A 19,890-nucleotide genomic window follows, 5' to 3' on the forward strand; every position below is an offset into this window, starting at 1 on the left:
CCCCCTCAGCCTAACCCGGTGGTGGAAATGACGAGGATAGCGGTCATCGATTACGACAGGTGCAACCCGGATAAGTGTGGCAACTTTCTGTGCGAGAGGGTATGTCCGGTCAACCGGATGGGCGGTGAGGCTATAGTGATAGATGAAGAGAACTACCGCCCGGTGATCCAGGAGGCGAGCTGTACCGGCTGTGGGATATGCGTCCACAAGTGCCCCTTCAACGCAATAACCATCGTCAACCTTCCGGAGCAACTGGATGAGGACTGCGTTCACAGGTATGGAATCAACTCCTTCGTTCTCTACCGCATGCCGGTTGTCAAGGACGGTATGGTCGTCGGAATCCTCGGTCCAAACGGTACAGGCAAAACAACGGCGGTTAAGATACTCTCCGGCCAGATACTGCCTAACCTCTGCGGCGACAACAAAAGCTGGGACAGCGTTATCAAGGCATTCCGCGGCAATGAGCTCCAGAACTACTTTGAGAAGCTGAAGAACGGAGGGATACGCCCTGTTGTAAAGCCACAGTACGTTGATCTGATTCCCCGCGCAATTCGGGGTAGGGTCGAGGAGCTCCTCAGAAAGGCCGATGATAGGGGGACACTGAAGGAGGTCGTCGAGGAGCTGGGACTCGGGAACATACTCGATAGAGATATAAAACAGCTCTCCGGCGGTGAGCTCCAGCTAGTTGCGATCGCGGCCGCCCTTCTGAGGGACGCTCACTTCTACTTCTTTGATGAGCCGTCAAGCTACCTCGATATACAGCAGAGGCTCAAGATCGCCAAGATAATACGACGCCTTGCCGAGAGCGGGAAAGCCGTCCTCACGGTCGAGCACGACCTAGCAATCCTCGATTACATGAGCGATATCATCCACGTCGTCTACGGCAAGCCAGGAGCGTACGGCATATTCTCCAAACCAAAGAGCACACGCAACGGAATAAACGAGTTCCTGAGCGGCTACCTCAAGGATGAAAACGTCAGGTTCAGACCATTTGAGATAAGCTTCACAAAGAAGAGCGAAAGGAAGAGCCAGGAGGGTGAGATACTCGTCCAATACCCCCGTCTTGTCAAGGACTACGGTTCGTTCAGGGTTGAGGTGGAAGGTGGGAACCTCCACATCGGAGAGGTCGTTGGAATAGTGGGACCGAACGGTATAGGTAAGACGACCTTCGTCAAGATGTTGGCTGGGGTCGAGAAGCCGACCGAGGGAGAGGTTGACTGGAACCTGACCGTCAGCTACAAACCACAGTACATCAAAGTGGACTACGAAGGAACCGTGTTTAACCTCCTGGGCAAGATAGATGCCTCAAAGCTCATGAGCAGCTTTTACAAGAGCGAACTCCTGAACCCACTCGGAATCCCCGAACTGTACGATAGGCAGCTCAACGAGCTCTCCGGCGGTGAGCTTCAGCGTGTGGCGATCACGGCCTGCCTGATACGGGATGCGGACATATACCTCCTCGACGAACCCTCCGCCCACCTGGACGTTGAACAGAGGCTTGCGGTTTCGAAGGCCATCCGCTCGCTCATGGCAAAGAACGACAGAACCGCCCTGATAGTCGAGCACGACGTCATGATGGTTGACTATCTAAGCGACAGACTCATAGTCTTTGATGGCGAACCGGGGAAAGCGGGTAGGGCTCTGCCCCCTATGGGCATGAGGGAAGGAATGAACCGGTTCCTCTCCTCCGTTGGCATAACCTTCCGTCGTGACCCAGACAGTGGGAGACCAAGGGCCAACAAGGAAGGGTCCGTCAAGGACAGGGAGCAGAAGGAGAGAGGCGAGTATTACTACACTATCCCGTGATGTGTTTTATCTTTGGAGGCACCATCCTGCTCTTTATCCTTTTAATCCAGCAGTCTACCGAGAACAACCGAGTTCTGGAGGTATCCGTCCTCCATGAACGTAGGTAAACAGTGATCAACGTTGTTTAACGATAAAACACAGGGAAGGGCAGCATCCGCCTCCTATTTGAACAAACATTAATCTACACAGACGATTTCCTGAAAAAAGCTTAAATAGAGGGTATTAACCACATATCAACGAGGTGATTGGCCATGATGTGGAAAAAACTTGTTTCGGTGCTCATTGGTTTAATACTATTGGGCACCACGGGAGCCGTAAGTGCGGCCAGCGGAAGTGGAGGGAGCGCCGGAGCTTCCGTGACTGTGATACTGGTGAGTGATAATGCGGCCGACTCAGCACTGGCTCATTACATAGCAAACCTGACCGGGAGCGTGGTGGTCACAATCCCCTGGGGGGTCTACGACCCGAACGTCACCGCCGAGATAGCGGGTTACGGTCCGGACCTTGTGATAATAATAGGGGGCCCAGACGCAGTGCCCCAGCAGTACGCCTCGGACATTCAAAACTTGGGGATACCGGTGAAACGCTGGTGGGGTGAAACCAGGTACGGTACCAACATCGCGGTCATAAAGAACGCCACGGTAGAGCTTGGAATAAAGTTCAAGGGGCCTGTGATAATAGTCCCTGGAAACGACACCGCCGCCATACAGGTTGCCCTTCAGAACGCCTTGAAGAACATGGGGGTCATCCTCCTGGCAAACGACACAACCAACATAACCAAGGTCATGATGAAGATTAAAGTCGCACCCAGCAACGTTACTATAATCCGGAGCCGTGTCTTCGGGGTTCACCTGAACCGGCTGATGGAGGAGCTGAAGAGGGAGGCGATGTGCAACTGCACCGAAATCGACGTAAACATCACCGCCCAGATGGCTCTCAAAGCGATAAACGCCAGCGAGGAGAGGCTTGGCATTGCTAAGGAACTCCTGCAGAACATGACTGAGCAGAACGTAACGCTGAGACCGGGGCCCAAGATGATGATCTCCAGGATGATCAACATTGCAGAGAACGAGATCAGAGCCGCAAAGGAGGCCTACGAGCAGGGGTACTACGGAAGGGCTTACGGACAGGCGATAGCCGCAAGGGCCCACGCGGACGTTGCCATCAAGCTGGCATCCCACAAGTGGCTGGACGAAAGCGAAAGGAACCCCAGGCTCAGGGGAGACATGACCTTCTGGAGGGTGAACGCCACACTGTGCGTGCTTGAAAAGGCGGGCGTGGATGTTACCCTGCTGACAAAGCTGCTGAAACAGCTTAAAGAGGCCGTAATAAACGGAAACAGGGAGCAGATAGAGGCCATAATAGAGCAGATCCACGACATCCTGAAGCAGATATACAAGCAGAACCGCGGAATCGTTAGGGCTCACTCTTTCGAAATGCACCACCATGGCCGAGGCTGACTTCTCCACTCGGCTTTCTTTTATTTTTTGTTACGGGGCTTTTCTGGGGTTGATACTTAACGGGGCCGTTGACGGAACTTTTTTATTGGGAAAACCGAAAGAGGTCTAGAGTTTAGTGGGGGGGCAGGAGATGCTACCAGGGAAGGTTCCACCGGAGGTCCTGGAAAGACTGGTATTTACTAATCTGGGCATCAGCGATAAGAGGGTTCTAATGGGTTCTGGAAAAGGCATAGACGCGGCCGCAATAGAGTTCGGGGACCGTGTTCTCGTCGCATCAACGGACCCCATAACAGGTGTTGGGGAAAATATCGGCTTCTACGCGGTTCACATAAACGCAAACGACGTTGCCACCTTCGGCGCGAGACCGCGGTGGTTTCTGGTCTCCATACTCCTTCCGGAAGCGGCAGATGAGTCGACCCTACGGGAGATTATGGGGGAACTCCACGAGAACGCGGCTAATCTTGGTGTTTCAATAGTAGGAGGGCACACCGAGGTAACACCGGGTCTGAACAGGCCAGTGGTCGTGGGGACGATGATGGGTGAGGTTGACCGGGAGAGACTTGTGACGTCAAACGGGGCCAGGCCTGGAGACGCTCTGATCGTAACAAAGTGGATCGGACTTGAGGGCACGTCGATAATAGCCCGTGAGCGGGCCGAGGAACTGGAACAAACCTTCGGAAGGGAGTTCGTCGAACGGGCAAAGGGGCTGATAGACATGATAAGTGTTGTTAAAGATGCCCTGGTGGCCGCTGGAATAGGTGTCAACGCGATGCACGATCCAACGGAAGGTGGAATCGCCAATGGACTCCACGAAATGGCCGATGCCGCGGATCTGGGATTTAAGGTGTACGCGGAGAGGATTCCAGTTAGAGAGGAAACCCTGAAGATCTGCGGGCTGTACGGCTTGGACCCCCTGGCCCTCATAAGCTCCGGAACCCTCATGGTAGCGGCTCCTAGGGAGAGAGCCAGCCGGATAGCCTCCGCCCTCGAAAGGGAGGGAATCCATGCCACGGTCGTAGGAGAGTTCGTGGAGGACCCGGACGTCAGAGTGCTCGTCGAAAAGGACGGGGAAAAGGAGCTCCCCCAACCCAAAAGCGATGAGATATGGAAGGTCGTCTAAAGCTCAACGGAGATCCTCAGTTTCTCCTCTTCTTCCAGCTTTTTCAGGATTTCAAATGCCTTGGCCGGAGGCAAATTCAGTGCCCTGAGGTGCTCGTAAGCCAGCCTTATCTCCGAACGTTCCGGCTCAGGAGCTCTGCGCTCCATGTACATCAGAACCGCCAGAAGAACTCCCCTGATGCTCGGCTCCTGGAGGGGCAGGAGCTTCCAGCCGTTTTCGTAAACGTACGCTGCCCTAGGGGTATCCGTCTCCGAGATCTCATCTATGGGGAGCAGGTTCGAGGAGCTGGCCGTCAGATAGCCAACGAGGGTCTCCTCAGAATAGCCCTCCTTCTTGAGGCTTGAGAAACTGAGCTCCAACGCCTTCAACAGGGAGGAGCGACGCTCGATTCCTGTGATTCCATCCTTAGAGAGGAAGGATAGCTTCAACACGGATCTCTCAAGCGGCTCAGCCTCCAGGTTAACCCTTAAAAGAACGCGATCGCTAAGGCGCGAACCCTCCTCGAAGGCCTTTATAGCTATCCAAACGGCTCCGTTTGTAAGGATTCCATACCTAACTCCAGCGTTAAAGCAGTACCTCCCAAGCTGGCGCAGGGGCCCCTCGTTCTTCAGTATGTTGACTCCCAGGTTCTTGGCCTCCACAAAGGCAAAGACCGATCCGTTCAGTATCAGTGCATAATCGGCCCTACCGTCCTCGGTCCGTTCCTCGGGTCGGACTTCCTCAGGATTGTTCCAGTCCCACCCAAGTGCCCGGAATATCTCACCGAGAAGGTGCTGTTTCACCGCCTCTTCGTTCTTTTCGTAGAGGTTTCTGTGTGCCCGCATCCTCCGGGACACCCTAAGGACCGCACTCCTAAGTCCGTCCATGTGTACCACCGGTCCCTCTGGACTACACCCAACAACCTAAAAGCTTTTGTGGTTGAATCCGAAAACCCAAGGGGATTGAAATGTGTCGGATACTCTTTGCAGCCGGGGAAGGGGGGCGGATACGACCGCTTCTGGATGCACTCGTGAACGCATCAAAGAAGGACCCGTACAAAGAGGCCAGGGGAAAGGGGAGCCAGCACAGGGACGGGTGGGGGTACCTGCTCATCAGGGATGGAACGGAGAGGCACTACAGATCGGTTAACCCGATGTTCCATGATATAGATGAGATCCAAACCCTCAACGAGAGGCTGAACGGTTTCGTGGTCTTGATGGCTCACGCACGAGCTGCCAGTCAGGGAAGCGTCGGACTCCTGAATACACACCCGTTCGCGTTCTCCTCCCGAAGGGGTTTCAGTTTCTGGTTGTTCCACAACGGGGACCTAAACAAAAAGCAACTGGTCGAGATGGCCGGGTTTGAGGAGGAGGACCTTAAAGGAGTTTCCGACAGCTACGTACTGGCAGCTTACCTCTGCAGGCACCTGGCGGGTACGTCAAAGGAAGACGTGATTGAAGCTTATAGAGAGGCGGTAAAAGCCACCAGGACCTCGTTAAACACCGTGACGGTGTTCCAGGATACCTCACCGGAAATCCGCGCTTTCATAACAGCGTATTCGACGGAAAACCGCGTTAAGGAACCCAAGGACTGGGACTACGCCAAGATACTGTCCCTTGAGGAAGATGACCTCTTCGCTATTGCCTCCTCAACAGTGGAGCTTTACCACCCCTCGGACTGGAGGGTTCTTAAAAACGGAACCGCGCTGTACCTCCGGATCGACCCACGGAAGAGGAGGGTGGACCGCACAGTGGAGAGCCTCTGAAATGTTATATACTCCTTTTCCCAGAACAGTATCACGGTGATCTCATGGAGAGGGACACCCCCATAAAGGTCTACATGACGAGGAAACTAATCGGTGTTTCTCCGGGAGACTCGGTAAAACAGGCGTGCGAGATAATGGTGGAGTTCGACATCGGCTCCCTAGTCGTCATAGAGGATAACAGAGTGGTCGGTTTCTTCACAAAGAGCGACATAATAAGACGCGTCGTTATCCCGGGCCTCCCGAACTCAACCCCCGTGAGGGAGATAATGAGCAGCGAATTGATAAGTGTGGACAGCAACACCCCTCTGAGGGAGGTTCTGGATCTGATGGCCAAGAAGGGCATAAAGCACATGCTTGTCGAGGACAACGGAAAGATCGTGGGCATCTTCAGCCTGAGCGACCTTCTCACCGCCAGCAGGAGGCGGCTTGAAACCGCCATAGCTGCGGAGTGATACGCATGATAAGGATAGCCCACATAAGCGACACGCACATAACGAGCGACGCGGCCTACAAGGGATACGCGTTTGACCTGATAGCCGAGGAGATAAACCGCGGGGACTTCGACTTCGTCATCCACACCGGTGACGTGACCAACCAGGGGCTCAGGGAGGAGTACGAGAGGGCGTCCTACGAGCTGAAGAAGATACGCAAGCCTATCGTAGTGCTACCCGGGAACCACGACGTCCGAAACGTGGGCTACAAACTCTTTGAAAAGTTCATAGGCCCCCCAAACGGCGTGTTTGAGTTCCAGGAGGGGGTTCTGATATGGGTTGACTCCACGATCCCGGACCTCAGCGACGGCAGGATCGGGGAGTATAAATTCAGATGGCTCAGGGGAAAACTTGAGGAGTACTCCAGCAGAAGGATAAAGATAGTGGCAGCCCATCACCACCTAATACCACTCCCAGACACGGGCAGAGAGAGGAACGTACTGTACAACGCAGGGGACGTGCTTGATCTCTTCCTCAGGCATGAAGTCACCCTGTATACCTGCGGACATAAACACGTGCCCAACCTGTACCGCGTGGAGGACCTCGTGGTGGACAACGCGGGCTGTACATCATGCCGCAAGACCCGCGCGGGGGACGTCAATAGCTACAACGTGATAACTCTGTACGACGACGGCCGGATGGAAGTCAGGATAAGGCGCGTGACGGGGGACGAATTCAGAAAAGAGCACAGAGCCGTAAAACCCAAGCTCTTTATCCCCAAAGGAAAACGGCTCGTGAGAGTAGTCCAGATGAGCGAAAGCAATGTATCCGACCGTGTGTACTTCAGGAAGAAGGTTCTAGAGCATGCGATCAGGATGATAAATGAGAAGCTCAAACCCGATCTCGTCATACACAACGGTGATCTGGTGGACGCCGGCATCGAGCGCTACTACGCCAAGGCATACGAATTCTACGAGAGGATAAAGGCCCGAAAGCTGATAGTACCTGGTCATAACGACATAACCTACCTCGGACACGACCTCTTCAAAGAGTACTTCGGAAGGCCCAACACCGTCGAGATAGGGAAGTTTGCCTTCATCCCAGTTCAGAGTGCACAGTACGAAACCCCAATCGGTGTCGTCGGGAGGATGGGACAGCGTATCCTCCGCGATCTACTCCGGGAGCATGATGACAAGTTCACCACGGTCGTAATGCACCACAACATAATCCCAGTCCCACGGAGCAGGGAAATCGGCTTTCTGGAGGATGCTGGCGATGTGCTGAAGATGATCACGGAAGAAAACGCCAACCTTGTCCTCACGGGACACGGGGGAAACGCCTTTGGGGTAAAGGTTGAGGACTCCCCGATAGTGAACGCGGGATCGGTGAGCTGGGAGCTCCACAGAAACCCCTACGGAAACACGTTCAACGTCATAGACATTTACACTCACATCGTGGTGGCGTTTGAGGTCCAAGCGACATGGGGCTCCGGCAGGCTCCTGGGGATATGGAAGGTAAAGAAGAACCTCAATCCGTGAGGTCCTCCACCCGCTTCATCATTCGTTCCATCAGGTCCTTCATTATCCTTGAAACCGTTGCCTCCAGCTCAATGTTTTCAAAAACCGGAACTCCCCGCTCCTTCGCCTTACGCACTATGAACTCCTGTATCTCCATTATCTCATCGAGATGTTTCAGGTAGTACTCCGCGGGACGCCTGCTGTACCTTCCCCTCTCGTAGAACCGCGCCCTGAGGTCCTCCTTGGTGGGCACGGTTATCACGTACATGAAGCTGTTCTCCGCGGGGTCAACGTACCCGGGAACCAGATGTATGCCCTCTAATATCGCATTGAGACCCTCCCTACGGGCCCGTTCGACAACCGCGTTGACGCCAACCGAGACGTGTTTCACCTGATTTTCAAAACCCCTCCACAGGGCGACCTCCCCCCTTCGATCCGGAGAGTGGAGTGTCCTCCAGGCAAGGAACGAGGAGGTGTGAAGGTCGGGCAGGAGTTCGGGGGCAATCATCTTCCTCATGACCTCCCTGATGGTGTCGGTTCCGATAACGCTCCTTACCCCAAGCCGGAACGCCAGCTCCGTGGCTATCGTTGATTTGCCCACCCCGGTAGTCCCACCGATCAGGAGAACCATCGGGAGCTTAAGCCGTTTGAACCTGCGCCAGAACACGTACCTCTGGGCTTCCTCAGTGAGGCCGTGCTCCCGGAGTTTGAGGTAGGTCAAATCACGGATTTCATCGGAGGTCACGACCCTCTTTCTCCTGGCCTCAAGCTCCTTCTGCACCTCGGTGGCTATCCCGTAAGCTATTCCAACGTCCACCCCAGCTAGGGTTATTGAACGCGTTAGTATCCCTCTGGAAAACGGGAGTCGGGTGTTCCGCTCCCTATCGGCAACTATTATCATCCCCCCGCCTCCAGAACCCTCTTTCCAAGCTCAACGAATGCGGCCGCCAAGTCCTTGCCGTCTATGTTCAGAGGTTCGTTGTCTAAGTATACAACTTCCACCCCCCTTTCAAGCGCCCACCTGGTTACCACATCGACGGCGGCCGCTTTAAGCTCCACCGCAACCGCATCCACCCTTTCAAACCTCCGGAGATCCCTAATGAGCCGGGGTCGGTTGGCAAGGTTTCCCGAGACCTCCACTACATCCGAACCGAGGGGCTCAAGGTAGCTGCGTGCCTTGCCCGCCGCCTCCGTAGAGGTCATGATTACCCCGATCCTTTTCCCAGTAACGTCGCCCAGTGGCCTCGGCCTAAAAGCCGTGAAATGGATGTCGGCTTCAGGGTTTACCTCCATCACGATCCTCTCGATCTTTTCAAGCTTATCCGCACTGACCACGTCTGCCATAGTCACCACAACAACGTCCGCAAAGGCCAGTCGCAGAGGGCCGAAATAGCCGGATATATGAGTTAGGGGTTGCTTTGCCCCGACAACCACCACATAAGCATCCGCACGATAAGGTGGGAACGTCGCCCCGCTCCCCTCCAGGATCACGAGGTCAACCGGGAGGCTCTCCGCGAGCTTTACTCCCTCGTGTACAACATCTAAAAAGGGAAAACCCGCCATTCCACCACCACACCGCCTGCATCCGATGGTCTTCACTCCCGATGTCAAAGCATCCTCCAGATGGTCCGAGGCCGCGTGCTCACCACCCTCCACCAGTTCAATGAGGTACTCCGGCGTAATATCTTCCGCATCCCCCGGGATAAGCTCAGGCTGCTCCGGGCCCCCCCTTCCCATGGTCACTATCACCGGTTCACAGATCTCCTTCAGGGTTCTGGCGAGAAAGCCGCTAACTGCGGTTTTCCCTATCCTTTTTCCCGTCCCTATAACCCCGACGCTCGGCTTTTTGACGCGACCCAGAGGCTTTGGGGTAAAGTGAAAGTCCGCTCCCCGGTAGGAGACCCCGTGAAGGAGGCAGAGTGAAGCGATCTTAAACCGGTCCTCGTAGGTGACAACTGGCTCATCGCTTAGATCAACCACTTCTTCAACGTGATTCTCCATGAGCGCCCGTTTAAGGGAGGCCAAATACTCATCCGAGTAATACAGACGGATTCCAAGTTTTTCAGCCAGTGATTCAATGGAACCAACCTTCTCGATGCCACCGAGAAAGACAGCACAGCAGACATCACCGAGGGTCCTCACGGCCCAGGCGGTTACGTCGGGGTAATGTTCCCCATCGATGAGGACCATTCTCATGAGATCACCATAGAAGAATCCGCACTGGAGGATTTAACCTTTGCCGATGGCAACACAAGCGTTATAAATCCTAAAAGGACTATACTTACGACGCCACTTAGGGCGTCATGTATGGAGGTGTAAGCCATGGTTGAGATGCTGGTTAAGTCCAAGATTAAAGAGGCCGTTAAGGCCGTTGACCCCGACATGAGGGTTAACCCAGAGTTCTACGACGCCCTTGAAGCGGAACTCAAGGCCCTTGTCGAAAAGGCCGTCAGAAGGGCCAAAGACGAAGGCAAGAAGACCCTCTACCCAAGGCACGTCTGAAGGTATACTTCGGACCGTTTTCGTTCTCAACCGGTGGTCTTTTATCCACCGCCCCCTAATTTCTTTGGTGCTGAACATGGGAGTGAGAAAACTAGGTGACTCTCTGTACATATACCCTGGAAGTCCGGGCACGTTCATAAAAGTGGTTGAGGATAAAGCGGTCCTTGTAGACCCCGGACACGGGGGTAAGAGGCACAAAGACCTCCGGAGAGAGGTCAAAAGACTGGGAGTCGATGTGCGAGCCCAGCTGGCTACCCACGGACATGCCGATCACATATCCGTCTGCCCGCGGATTGGGGCACCCCTCTTCATGCACCGCTTTGAATTCAGCGTGGCGGAGAGCCCCCTGAACCGGGAGCTCCTGACCTTCGGATCGAAAGCTCCCGAAGGATTTCTGGTGTTTCAGTTCCCCGAGGAGGTTAAGGTTCACGCGGTTTTTGAGTGGAACGACAACCTCTTTGGGCTCAGGGCCCTCAAGCTCAACGGCCATTCCCCTGGAATGACGGGCTTTCTCGACGAGGATGAGGGGGTGATCTATGCGGGGGACTCCTTCTTCGGGGAGAGGGTTCTGGAGTCCGTCGGTGTTCCCTATCTGATCGACCCAGTGTTATTCAAGACATCAATAAACGAACTGCATAATTATACAGAGAAGGGCTACACGCTTGTACCCTCCCACGGGAAGATCGTCGAAGGGGAGGAGGCCATCGAGCTACTTGACCTCAACATGAGGAGGATTGAAGAAACAGAAGCGCTTGTCCTTCGTCTGCTTGAGAACCCCCTGAGCATGGATGAACTCGCGTTCAGGATAATGAAGGAATACGGCGTCGAGATAACACCACAAAAACTCGCCCTCAACTTGGTGCCCCTCCGGGCGTTCATCGCAGAACTCCACGACAGGGAAGAGGTGGAGGCACTGATCGAGAACGGTCTGAAGTGGAGGGTTAAAAGGGTGTAAACTTGTGAGTTGCGGTTCTATTCCCCGTCCTCGGGGTAGCAGATGTACTTGTAGGGACAGAACCTGCACGCGTATGAGTACTTCCTTGGGGGAAGTCTATCATTCTCGTAGTGCCGCTTCACCGTGTAAAAATGCCTGAGAGTTTCGCGGAACATTTTGCCATCGTAGAGGACTTCAAACGCCCTAAAGTTCGGGCCCTTGACAACCGGGAACCCCGAAAAGTCTATCTTGCTGATGATTTTCATAGGCTCCTCATGAAGCTTGACGTAGTATAAATAGCCATAGTCCGCCTCCGCCCACCTCATGTAGATGTTGAGCTGGGCCATGTGGTAGTCGTAGGGCTCCCTCGGGAGACTGGTCTTGCCCTTTATCTCTATGGGAAAATCCCGTATAGCATCGATCCTGCCGTGGATCTCGAATCCAAGCCTCTCAGAGCGTAGTATGAGGTGTTTCTCCAGCTCAAAGCCGTACCTCCGCGAGAGTATCCCCTGAAGGACATTGTGGGTGTCTATCCCCTGATTCAACCGCACCCTCACGAATTCAGGCCAGCGTTCGGGGTAGCCCTTCAGCCTGAAGTATATCCTCCTCGGGCATGTGAGAGCCTCACTGGCGTAAAATTCCAGCAGTCCATCACCATCGTTCTCTTCCATGAGTTTCCCCCCAGGAACGGGGCGGGTCATCGGTCCGCGAGCCTCACCACCCCTGCGTCAGCTAATACCGACGTCATCACCCGTTCAGACTGGGCAAGGGTCGTCATCCGCGCTGATACTTAGTGCAGAAACCCTCTTTAAAACCTTTGGGGAAAGGAAGCAAAGAGAAGCGTCAGAGTATCGTGCCTTTCTTCCTTTTGAGGGAGTAGCTGAGACCGTAGGCGGGCCAGATGCTTGGGGGCTGGTCGTAGTGATGCAGGTTGCAAAGTATCTTCTCCGCGGTTTCCCTGTTTCTGGCCCTGACGCGGAGGGTGCCATCTTCAAGTTCCACCACACCCTCGGCCAGACGAAGCCTTAATCTAGAACCGTCCCGTTCAGGTCGGGCCCTCATCAGGAGCCGTTCGTACTCCTCGTATGCCTCCCGACTCAGTCTCTGCTCAAGAAGTGCACTTTTTTTCTTATTCTTAAACAGGCGTGACAACCAACTATTCGGTGGGTCTTCCTCCATACCGTTCATCGACCTCCAAGAGGATTCTCATCATCTACTCTCTCTTTCGAGTTTTTAAGGATTTCCCGTCGACTTTCACCAAAACGGCAAGTGGGAACCTTTTTAAGGAACCTTCCTCAGGGAAGTGCGATGGATGGAATAAAAAAGACCCAGCTCATAAAACCCCGCATAAGGAGGATACTATCCAAGGAACTCCCCCCAGAACTCATCCCAAAGCTTCCCAGACACTGGGTTCTGGTAGGCGACGTTCTGATTCTTCCAATCCGCACCGAGCTTGAACCCTACAAGCACCGTATAGCCGAGGTCTACGCGGAGGTTATCGGTGCCAGGGCCGTTCTACGAAAAGGAAGAATAAGCGGTGAGTTTCGCGAGACGAACTACGAGCTTCTCCACGGGAACGATACTGTGACGGTGCACGTTGAGAACGGGATAAGGTACAAGCTCGACGTTGCCAAGGTCATGTTCTCTCCGGCCAACATCAAGGAGCGCGTTAGAATGGCGAAGGTTGCAAGACCCGGCGAGCTGGTCGTCGATATGTTCGCGGGAATCGGGCACCTGAGCCTTCCGATGGCCGTCCACGGAAAGGCCCGAGTGATAGCCATAGAGAAGAGCCCTTACACGTTCCAGTTCCTCGTTGAGAACATCGAACTGAACAGGGTTCAGGGCAGGATGACAGCCTACAACATCGACAACCGCGACTTTCCCGGGGAGAACGTAGCGGACAGGGTCTTAATGGGCTACGTGGTTAAAACCCACGAGTTCATACCAAAGGCACTGGACATAGCCAAAGACGGGGCGGTGATCCACTACCACAACACGGTACCTGAGAAGCTGATGCCCGAGGAGCCATTCAGGACGTTCCGGGAAATCGCGAGGGAGCACGGCTACGAGGCCGAGAAGCTCAACGAGCTGGTAATCAAACGCTACGCCCCGGGTGTCTGGCACGTTGTCGTTGACGTGAGAGTGTTCAAGGGATAACCCCCAACGTCCGGTTTTAAGGTCCCCCATCACGTTGTTCGACCACGTTCACTGAGGGAAATTTCAGGACATCCGAATAAAAATTTGAGCCCCCCCGCCATCCCTTGATACCCTGTGGTTAACGCATGAACTTAACCTCTTATCCCCTGTGAAACGCTTCCTTTTGCGAAGACCTTATATCTTCGGACCCGAAAATCTTTCGAGGTGATTCTGACATGGAAGCTAAGGGTGGTTACTGGGGCAAGGTTCTAAGGGTCAACCTGACGACCCACGAGATCAGGGTGGAGCCCCTGTCCGAGGAGTTCCCGAGGAAGTACCTCGGCGGCGTTGGCTTCGGTACAAGGGTTCTCTACGACGAGGTTCCGGCCTGTACCGATCCGCTTGGGCCGGAGAACAAAATGATAATCACGCCCGGCCTGTTCGTTGATACAGGCATCGGGACCGGTTCCAAGACGGCCTTCAACTTCAAGAGCCCGCTTACAGGCGGCTACGGAAGGGCCATGGCCGGTGCAGAACTCGGTGTCCATCTGAAGAGGGCCGGCTACGATATGCTAATCATAGAGGGGGAGAGCGAAGAACCCGTTATGCTCGTTATAGAAGATGATGAAGTAATGTTTGTCCCGGCCAACGGCTACTGGGGACTCACAACCGGCGAGGCCAGAGCCAAGGCAAAGGAGGAGTACCCCGGTCACGCAACGGCATTTATAGGCCCAGCGGGCGAGAACCTCAGTCTCATCTCAACCATCGAAACCGATGAGAGACAGGCCGCTCGCGGTGGTCCCGGTGCGGTTCTTGGAAGCAAGAAACTCAAGGGAATCCTCATAAAAGGCACCGGAAAGATACCGATAGCCGATCCTGAGAAACTCCGCGAGCTCATCAAGAAGTGGGCAATGGTATTTAAGGACCACCCGGCGATCAAGGCGGACATGGACTACGGAAGCGGCGAGTTCCTCGACTGGATGAACCGCGAGCGCGGTACCTTCCCGGTCAGGAACTGGCAGATGGGCTTCTTCAAGAAGGCCTACGAGAGGGCCAAGGAGGAGGGAAGGGAGCACATCGGAATCGACCCCTACTTCTGGGCACCGAAGTACCGCGCGGGAAGGAGACCGTGCCCACTCTGTAACAAACCGTGCAGCCAGTACGTTCAGGTCGAGAGCGAGAAGTGGGGCACCTTCATGGTGGACGGTCCCGAGTACGAGACCCTCTACTCCTTCGGCGGCGTTCTTGAGCTCGACGACTTCGAGACCGTTGCATACCTCAACAAGATAGCCGATGAGTACGGCCTCGATACCATCTCTGCAGGTGTTACCATCGCCTGGGCCATGGAGGCCTACGAACGTGGATTGCTCACCAGGGAAGAGACCGACGGTATCGAGCTCACCTTTGGCAACGGTGATGCAGCCGTTCAGGCCCTCCGGAAGATGGCGCTTCGCGAGGGCAACCTTGGAAAACTCCTCGCCGACGGTGTAAAGAGGGCCAGCGAGAGGCTAGGAAAAGACAGCTGGAAGTTCGCCATGCATGTCAAGGGTATGGAGCCACCTGCCTACGACGTTAGGGGAATCAAGGGAATGGCACTCGCCTTCGCCGTGAACGTTCGTGGTGCAGACCATCTAACCTCCGGAGCTTACGGAACCGAGCTCGTAGGAAGGTGGTGGAAGTTCGACGGCGTGGACAGGACGAAGGGCGAGAACAAGGGCTTTGAGATTGCCTTCCACGAGAACCTCATGGCGGTCTACGACGCCACCGGAACATGCAAGTTCTCAAGGCACATGTACTTCCTTGAGGGCTTCCCGGAGCTCGTCAAGGCGGTCACCGGCATGAACATCGGCGAGGCCGAGCTGATGGTCATCGGCGAGAGGATAATGAACATCGCCCGCGCCTTCAACGTCCGCGAGGGCTTCACCAGGAAGGATGACACCCTGCCGTACAGGGTTATATGGGAGCCGATTCCAGAGGGGGTCAGCAAGGGGCTCCACGTTCCGCCGTGGGAGCTCGACAGGATGCTCGATGAGTACTATCAGGCTCGCGGATGGAGCAGGGATGGAATCCCGGCCAAGGCCAAGCTCATGGCCCTCGACCTCCCGGACATCGCAGAGGACATCGGGGCGGGGATTTGATTCCTGCCTTCTCTTTGCTTCTCCCCAATAAGTTAAATATAAGAACCTGCTGGAGTATCCCCTCTTCGGTGTGAATCATGGAGAAGAAGCTCACTGATTTCCTAGATGCTCCACCAAAGAAGGATACCGGTTTAACCCGCGAGGAGCTTGAGCGGGCTCTTAAGAAGGCCGCGGATTTAATCAGGACGAGGGTCGATTATAAGTACATCCCCCTTCTGCTCTTCCTGAAGCGTCTGAGCGACGAGTGGGAGAAGGAGTTTGAGGAGTACGTTAGGAAGCTCACCAAGGAAGGCCTGGACAGAAAGACCGCCGAGGAGCTCGCCCTCAAAGACAGGGAATCATACACGATTAACTATCCGCCAGAATACCTCTGGAGGAAGCTCCGCGAGAAGGACATCGAGAGCCTTCCCCAGAACCTTTCGCAGGCCCTCAAGAAGCTCGCCGAGCTCAACCCCAACCTGAGGGGTGTCGTCGACCGCTTCGACTTTATGGAGTTCATGCTCCACAGGGACAACGCCGAGATACTCAGGCAGCTCTTCGAGCTCTTCAGCGGGCTTGACCTAAAGCACGCCTCGCCCGATGTTCTTGGCGATGCCTACGAGTGGATTCTAAGGTATTTCGCCCCGCAGAAAGCCAAGGAGGGTGAGGTTTATACCCCAAGAGAAGTCATCAGGCTCCTAGTTGAAATCCTCAAGCCGGAGCCGGGCGAAGAAGTCTACGACCCCGCGATGGGCTCCGGGGGAATGCTCATCGGGGCTTACCTTTACGTTAAGGAGCACCGCGGAGCGGATGAGGCTAAAAAGCTCTTCCTCTACGGCCAAGAGGTCAATCCAACCACCTACGCTTTAGCCGAGATGAACATGATACTCCACGGCATTAAGTCTCCAAAGCTCGCCACCGGCGATACACTTCTGAGACCACAGTTTAAAGAGAGCGAAAGGCTCAAGTGCTTCAATGTGGTTATAGCCAACCCTCCGTGGAACCAGGACGGCTACGGTGAGGCGACCCTCAAAAAGGCCGAGTTTACCGAGCGCTTCAAGTACGGCTATCCGCCGAACAACTCCGCGGACTGGGCGTGGATCCAGCACATGCTCGCGAGCGCCAAATATACTGGAAGGGTCGGCATCGTCATAGACAACGGCGCGCTCTTCAGGGGCGGGGCCGAGAAGAAGATAAGGGCGAAGATACTCAAAGAGGATCTGCTTGAGGCGATAATTTTACTCCCCGAAAAGCTCTTCTACAACACCGGCGCTCCGGGTGCGGTAATGATATTCAACAGGAACAAGCCAGAGGACAGGAGGGGGAAAGTCCTCTTCATCAACGCCTCGCAGGAATACGAAAAGCATCCGGAGATAAGGAAGCTGAACAGACTCGGCGAGGAGCACATCAGAAAAATAGTAACTGCCTTCGAGAAGTTTGAAGATATCGAGGGCTTTGCGAGGGTCGTTGAGCTGGACGAGATAAAGGAGAACGACTACAACCTCAACGTCACCCTCTACGTCTTTTCGATGGAGGAAGAGGAGGAGATAGACGTTAAGGCCGAGTGGAAGGAGCTGAAGAGGATTAACGAGGAGCTCGCGAGGGTTGACGAGAGGATTGAGGGGTATTTGAAGGAGCTGGGGTATTGAGGTGAATGACATGACTAATTCCCGCCCAATTCCAATAGTTGAGAGCATTTCTGTTCAAAACATCTACGAGGCTCCAGAATTGAAGCCAATATTTGACGAGTTCCTAGTAGAACTGCCTCCAAGCATGTTGGAGATTATCAAACAATTCGCAGAGCGCATTCTCATGGATATCACGGGGATTAAGGGCACGCTAGAACTTTCCATTGTTGTTGATGCAAATCAAGTAATATCCGAAGCAATTAACTACATCCGAGATGGTAGATTGCCCCTCATTATTGAACTATCGAAAACGCCATTTGTTAAGCTATATGCTCCCCCATCAATCCGTGAGGAAACTTTGAAAGATGAGAGAAAACTAGAGAAGATCTCAAAGAAGAAGGGAATCCCAGTTGAAGCACTCAAGAGCGCCATTGAGGAAATTCTAGAGCACATCACCTTTAAAGTGCCAGAGGGTTATGAGGAATATAAAAAGGCTATGAAATTAGTTGGTGAAAGGGATCCTGATGATGTAGACTACGTGTGGCTGTATTTTTCAATAAATGCAACCGCTATTGTTTCTTCCGATAAAGACATCACAGAAACCACAATTAAAACATGGAAAAACATGGGGCCGTTAAAATACATTGAAGTTATCCTTAGGAGAGGCTCTCTTTCTTTTGTTGTCTTATCTCTGGGAGGGCGTGCCATTTTGGAGTTTCTGTTTAAGATAATCCTGGCCGTAATTGGAACAATCTTAGGAATTTTAAAAGTCATGTGGAGTTATACAAAACGCATTATTGCATGGATTAGTGAGGGTATTCAAAATTTATCTGAACTACAAGCATTGGCTTTCTTCGCAACTCTCGGGGCCATTGTGTATTATTTTGGCAGAGAAATTAAAGAATGGGCAGAAACCTTAGTGAATAGAGTTATAGAATTCTTGAGGTCTGTAAAAGACTTTATCATTAGCCTCTTGAATATAATCTTGGACAGCCCTATAGTTAGGGCCTTAAGAACCTTAATGGAATACTCTGCGATTTTGATAGAACTTTACAAAGAGATTAACCTCAAGGACATTGAGGAAAATGTCATCAAAGTGGGTGGTCCCAATGAAAGCTCAGGCTAAAACCAAGTTCAAGAAAACCCCAATCGGCGAGATTCCCGAGGATTGGGAAGTTGTCAAAATAAAAGAGGTTATCAAAGAAGCTAAACCCGGGTTTGCAAGTGGAAAACGTGATGAAAACGGGATAATTCAGCTTAGAATGAACAACATCACTACCGAAGGCAAGGTCACACTAAAGGAATACTTGAAAGTCCCAGTTCCTGACAATATTGATGATTATCTCCTTAAACCCGGCGATGTGCTGTTTAACAACACAAACAGTGTTGACTTAATAGGAAAGACTGCAATATTCCGAGGTGAATGCAGGTTTTGTACATATAGCAACCATATAACACGAATTAGAGTAGATTCAAATCAAGTTCTTCCAGAGTGGGTTATGTACTACTTCTTAGAACTTTGGCGTATCGGATACTTTAGACAGATTTGTGTTAGGTATGTTGGACAGGCCAGTGTTAAAAAGACCGACTTGTTGAATATAAAAATCCCCCTCCCACCCCTCCCCGAGCAGAAGAAAATAGCCGAGATTCTAAGGACAGTTGACGAGGCCATCGAGCGAACGGAGCGCCTGAAAAAGGGCCTCATGCAGAGGCTTTTAACGAAAGGCATCAAGCATGAGCGGTTCAAGAAGACCGAGCTGGGCGAGATTCCAGAGGAGTGGAGGGTTGTAAGAGCTGGTGAAATTTGTCAAAGTATAGTTCCTGGTAGAAATAAACCAAAAAAATTCGATGGCGATATCCCTTGGATAACCCTAGCAGATATAGACGGCATGTATGTTGGGGCTTCAAAATCTGGCCTAAATGTGAGCAAAGAGGAAATTAAAAGGTGTGGGAATAAAATTATTCCTCCTAATAGCGTCATAATGAGTTGTGTAGGAAAGTTTGGTATTGTTGCAATAACTACAAGGGAAGTTGTATTAAACCAACAACTACACGCTTTTGTGTGCCCTAAAACATTAGATCCATATTTTCTTGCAGTTGCGTTAATGTCCCAAGCTAGATATATGGAATCAATAGCAACTAAAACGACCGTTCCATATCTAAATAAAGACAAGATTAATAGCATTCCGATACCTATTCCTCCCCTCTCCGAACAGAAACAAATAGCCAAAATCCTCTCCACCGTCGATAGAAAGCTCGAACTCCTCCGGCAGAGAAGGGAAAAGCTTGAGCGCGTTAAGCGCGGGCTGATGAAAGACCTGCTGACAGGAAGGGGGAGGGTGAAGTATTACAACCAAAAAGTATAAATAACCTTTTGTCTTGAATATTAACATCCCGGTGGGTCTCCTGCTCCTGATGACCTCGGGAACCGTCAGCCCCGACACAGTTTCAGCAGTCGTTGGGGTGATTGACATGGTGGTCCAAGCAACTTCAAG

At 53.1% G+C, this 19,890-nt stretch carries 18 protein-coding genes; 13 read left to right on the forward strand and 5 right to left on the reverse strand.

Annotation, left to right across the window (positions count from 1 at the left end; translation table 11 throughout):
* Positions 1 to 27 precede the first annotated feature (27 nt).
* The 3 genes from MVK60_RS03810 to MVK60_RS03820 all read left to right on the forward strand — a co-directional run bounded on the left by MVK60_RS03810 (position 28) and on the right by MVK60_RS03820 (position 4,386).
* On the forward strand, positions 28 to 1,806 hold the full coding sequence (locus tag MVK60_RS03810; RefSeq protein ID WP_297436669.1) for a ribosome biogenesis/translation initiation ATPase RLI: 1,779 nt from the start codon (positions 28 to 30) through the stop codon (positions 1,804 to 1,806).
* Positions 1,807 to 2,057: 251 nt separating this feature from the next.
* Positions 2,058 to 3,266 (forward strand): hypothetical protein, encoded by a 1,209-nt coding sequence (locus MVK60_RS03815; RefSeq protein ID WP_297436635.1) that lies wholly within the window; start codon positions 2,058 to 2,060, stop codon positions 3,264 to 3,266.
* Positions 3,267 to 3,396: 130 nt separating this feature from the next.
* Positions 3,397 to 4,386: an AIR synthase family protein gene (locus MVK60_RS03820; RefSeq protein ID WP_297436637.1), complete on the forward strand. Its 990-nt coding sequence runs from the start codon at positions 3,397 to 3,399 to the stop codon at positions 4,384 to 4,386.
* On the opposite strand, the gene MVK60_RS03825 is transcribed toward MVK60_RS03820, so the two are convergent.
* Positions 4,383 to 5,252 (reverse strand): type I restriction enzyme HsdR N-terminal domain-containing protein, encoded by an 870-nt coding sequence (locus MVK60_RS03825; protein WP_297436639.1) that lies wholly within the window; start codon positions 5,250 to 5,252, stop codon positions 4,383 to 4,385. The two genes, MVK60_RS03820 and MVK60_RS03825, sit on opposite strands and share 4 nt — an antisense overlap.
* An 80-nt stretch (positions 5,253 to 5,332) precedes the next feature.
* On the opposite strand from MVK60_RS03825, the gene MVK60_RS03830 reads away from it, so the two are divergent.
* The 3 genes from MVK60_RS03830 to MVK60_RS03840 are packed head-to-tail and all read left to right on the forward strand — an operon-like array spanning position 5,333 to position 8,099.
* Complete coding sequence (locus MVK60_RS03830; protein WP_297436641.1) at positions 5,333 to 6,130, forward strand: class II glutamine amidotransferase; 798 nt, start codon at positions 5,333 to 5,335, stop codon at positions 6,128 to 6,130.
* Positions 6,131 to 6,174: 44 nt separating this feature from the next.
* Positions 6,175 to 6,582, forward strand: coding sequence for a cyclic nucleotide-binding/CBS domain-containing protein (locus MVK60_RS03835; protein WP_297436643.1), 408 nt, complete (start codon positions 6,175 to 6,177; stop codon positions 6,580 to 6,582).
* A 5-nt stretch (positions 6,583 to 6,587) separates the two neighbouring features.
* Positions 6,588 to 8,099: a metallophosphoesterase gene (locus MVK60_RS03840; protein ID WP_297436645.1), complete on the forward strand. Its 1,512-nt coding sequence runs from the start codon at positions 6,588 to 6,590 to the stop codon at positions 8,097 to 8,099.
* On the opposite strand, the gene MVK60_RS03845 is transcribed toward MVK60_RS03840, so the two are convergent.
* Positions 8,089 to 8,979 carry a 2-phosphoglycerate kinase gene (locus MVK60_RS03845; protein WP_297436647.1) on the reverse strand — a complete coding sequence of 297 codons (891 nt, stop codon included), beginning with the start codon at positions 8,977 to 8,979 and terminating at the stop codon, positions 8,089 to 8,091. The two genes, MVK60_RS03840 and MVK60_RS03845, sit on opposite strands and share 11 nt — an antisense overlap.
* Positions 8,976 to 10,274, reverse strand: a complete 1,299-nt coding sequence (locus tag MVK60_RS03850) for a 2,3-diphosphoglycerate synthetase (protein WP_297436649.1) — start codon at positions 10,272 to 10,274, stop codon at positions 8,976 to 8,978. Before MVK60_RS03850 ends, MVK60_RS03845 begins: the two co-directional genes overlap by 4 nt.
* 126 nt (positions 10,275 to 10,400) lie before the next feature.
* Between MVK60_RS03850 and MVK60_RS03855 the strand changes: the two genes are divergently transcribed.
* Both MVK60_RS03855 and MVK60_RS03860 read left to right on the forward strand, forming a co-directional pair.
* Positions 10,401 to 10,580: a hypothetical protein gene (locus MVK60_RS03855; RefSeq protein WP_297436651.1), complete on the forward strand. Its 180-nt coding sequence runs from the start codon at positions 10,401 to 10,403 to the stop codon at positions 10,578 to 10,580.
* A 76-nt stretch (positions 10,581 to 10,656) separates the two neighbouring features.
* Complete coding sequence (locus MVK60_RS03860) at positions 10,657 to 11,535, forward strand: MBL fold metallo-hydrolase (protein WP_297436671.1); 879 nt, start codon at positions 10,657 to 10,659, stop codon at positions 11,533 to 11,535.
* Between the two features lie 17 nt (positions 11,536 to 11,552).
* Here the strand turns inward: MVK60_RS03860 and cas4 are convergent, their stop codons facing one another.
* Together cas4 and MVK60_RS03870 are read right to left on the reverse strand one after the other, a co-directional pair.
* Complete coding sequence (gene cas4, locus MVK60_RS03865) at positions 11,553 to 12,185, reverse strand: CRISPR-associated protein Cas4 (RefSeq protein WP_297436653.1); 633 nt, start codon at positions 12,183 to 12,185, stop codon at positions 11,553 to 11,555.
* 172 nt (positions 12,186 to 12,357) lie between these two features.
* Entirely contained in the window at positions 12,358 to 12,693 is a 336-nt protein-coding gene (locus MVK60_RS03870; protein WP_297436673.1) for a hypothetical protein, read from the reverse strand.
* Positions 12,694 to 12,822: 129 nt separating this feature from the next.
* Here MVK60_RS03870 and MVK60_RS03875 point away from each other — a divergent pair, with 129 nt between their 5' ends.
* From MVK60_RS03875 to MVK60_RS03895, 5 genes are all read left to right on the forward strand, one after another.
* Entirely contained in the window at positions 12,823 to 13,671 is an 849-nt protein-coding gene (locus MVK60_RS03875; RefSeq protein WP_297436655.1) for a class I SAM-dependent methyltransferase family protein, read from the forward strand.
* Positions 13,672 to 13,886: 215 nt separating this feature from the next.
* A complete protein-coding gene (locus tag MVK60_RS03880; RefSeq protein WP_297436657.1) occupies positions 13,887 to 15,788 on the forward strand; it encodes an aldehyde ferredoxin oxidoreductase family protein in 1,902 nt (633 codons plus the stop codon).
* A 77-nt stretch (positions 15,789 to 15,865) separates the two neighbouring features.
* Complete coding sequence (locus tag MVK60_RS03885; protein WP_297436659.1) at positions 15,866 to 17,416, forward strand: class I SAM-dependent DNA methyltransferase; 1,551 nt, start codon at positions 15,866 to 15,868, stop codon at positions 17,414 to 17,416.
* A gap of 10 nt (positions 17,417 to 17,426) precedes the next feature.
* Positions 17,427 to 18,521, forward strand: coding sequence for a PIN domain-containing protein (locus tag MVK60_RS03890; protein ID WP_297436675.1), 1,095 nt, complete (start codon positions 17,427 to 17,429; stop codon positions 18,519 to 18,521).
* Positions 18,505 to 19,761, forward strand: coding sequence for a restriction endonuclease subunit S (locus MVK60_RS03895; protein ID WP_297436661.1), 1,257 nt, complete (start codon positions 18,505 to 18,507; stop codon positions 19,759 to 19,761). The genes MVK60_RS03890 and MVK60_RS03895 overlap by 17 nt, the downstream gene beginning before the upstream one ends.
* The last annotated feature ends 129 nt before the right edge of the window (positions 19,762 to 19,890 follow it).

The sequence above is a fragment of the Thermococcus sp. genome (genome assembly GCF_026988555.1).
In the GTDB taxonomy this organism is placed as follows: Archaea; Methanobacteriota_B; Thermococci; order Thermococcales; family Thermococcaceae; genus Thermococcus.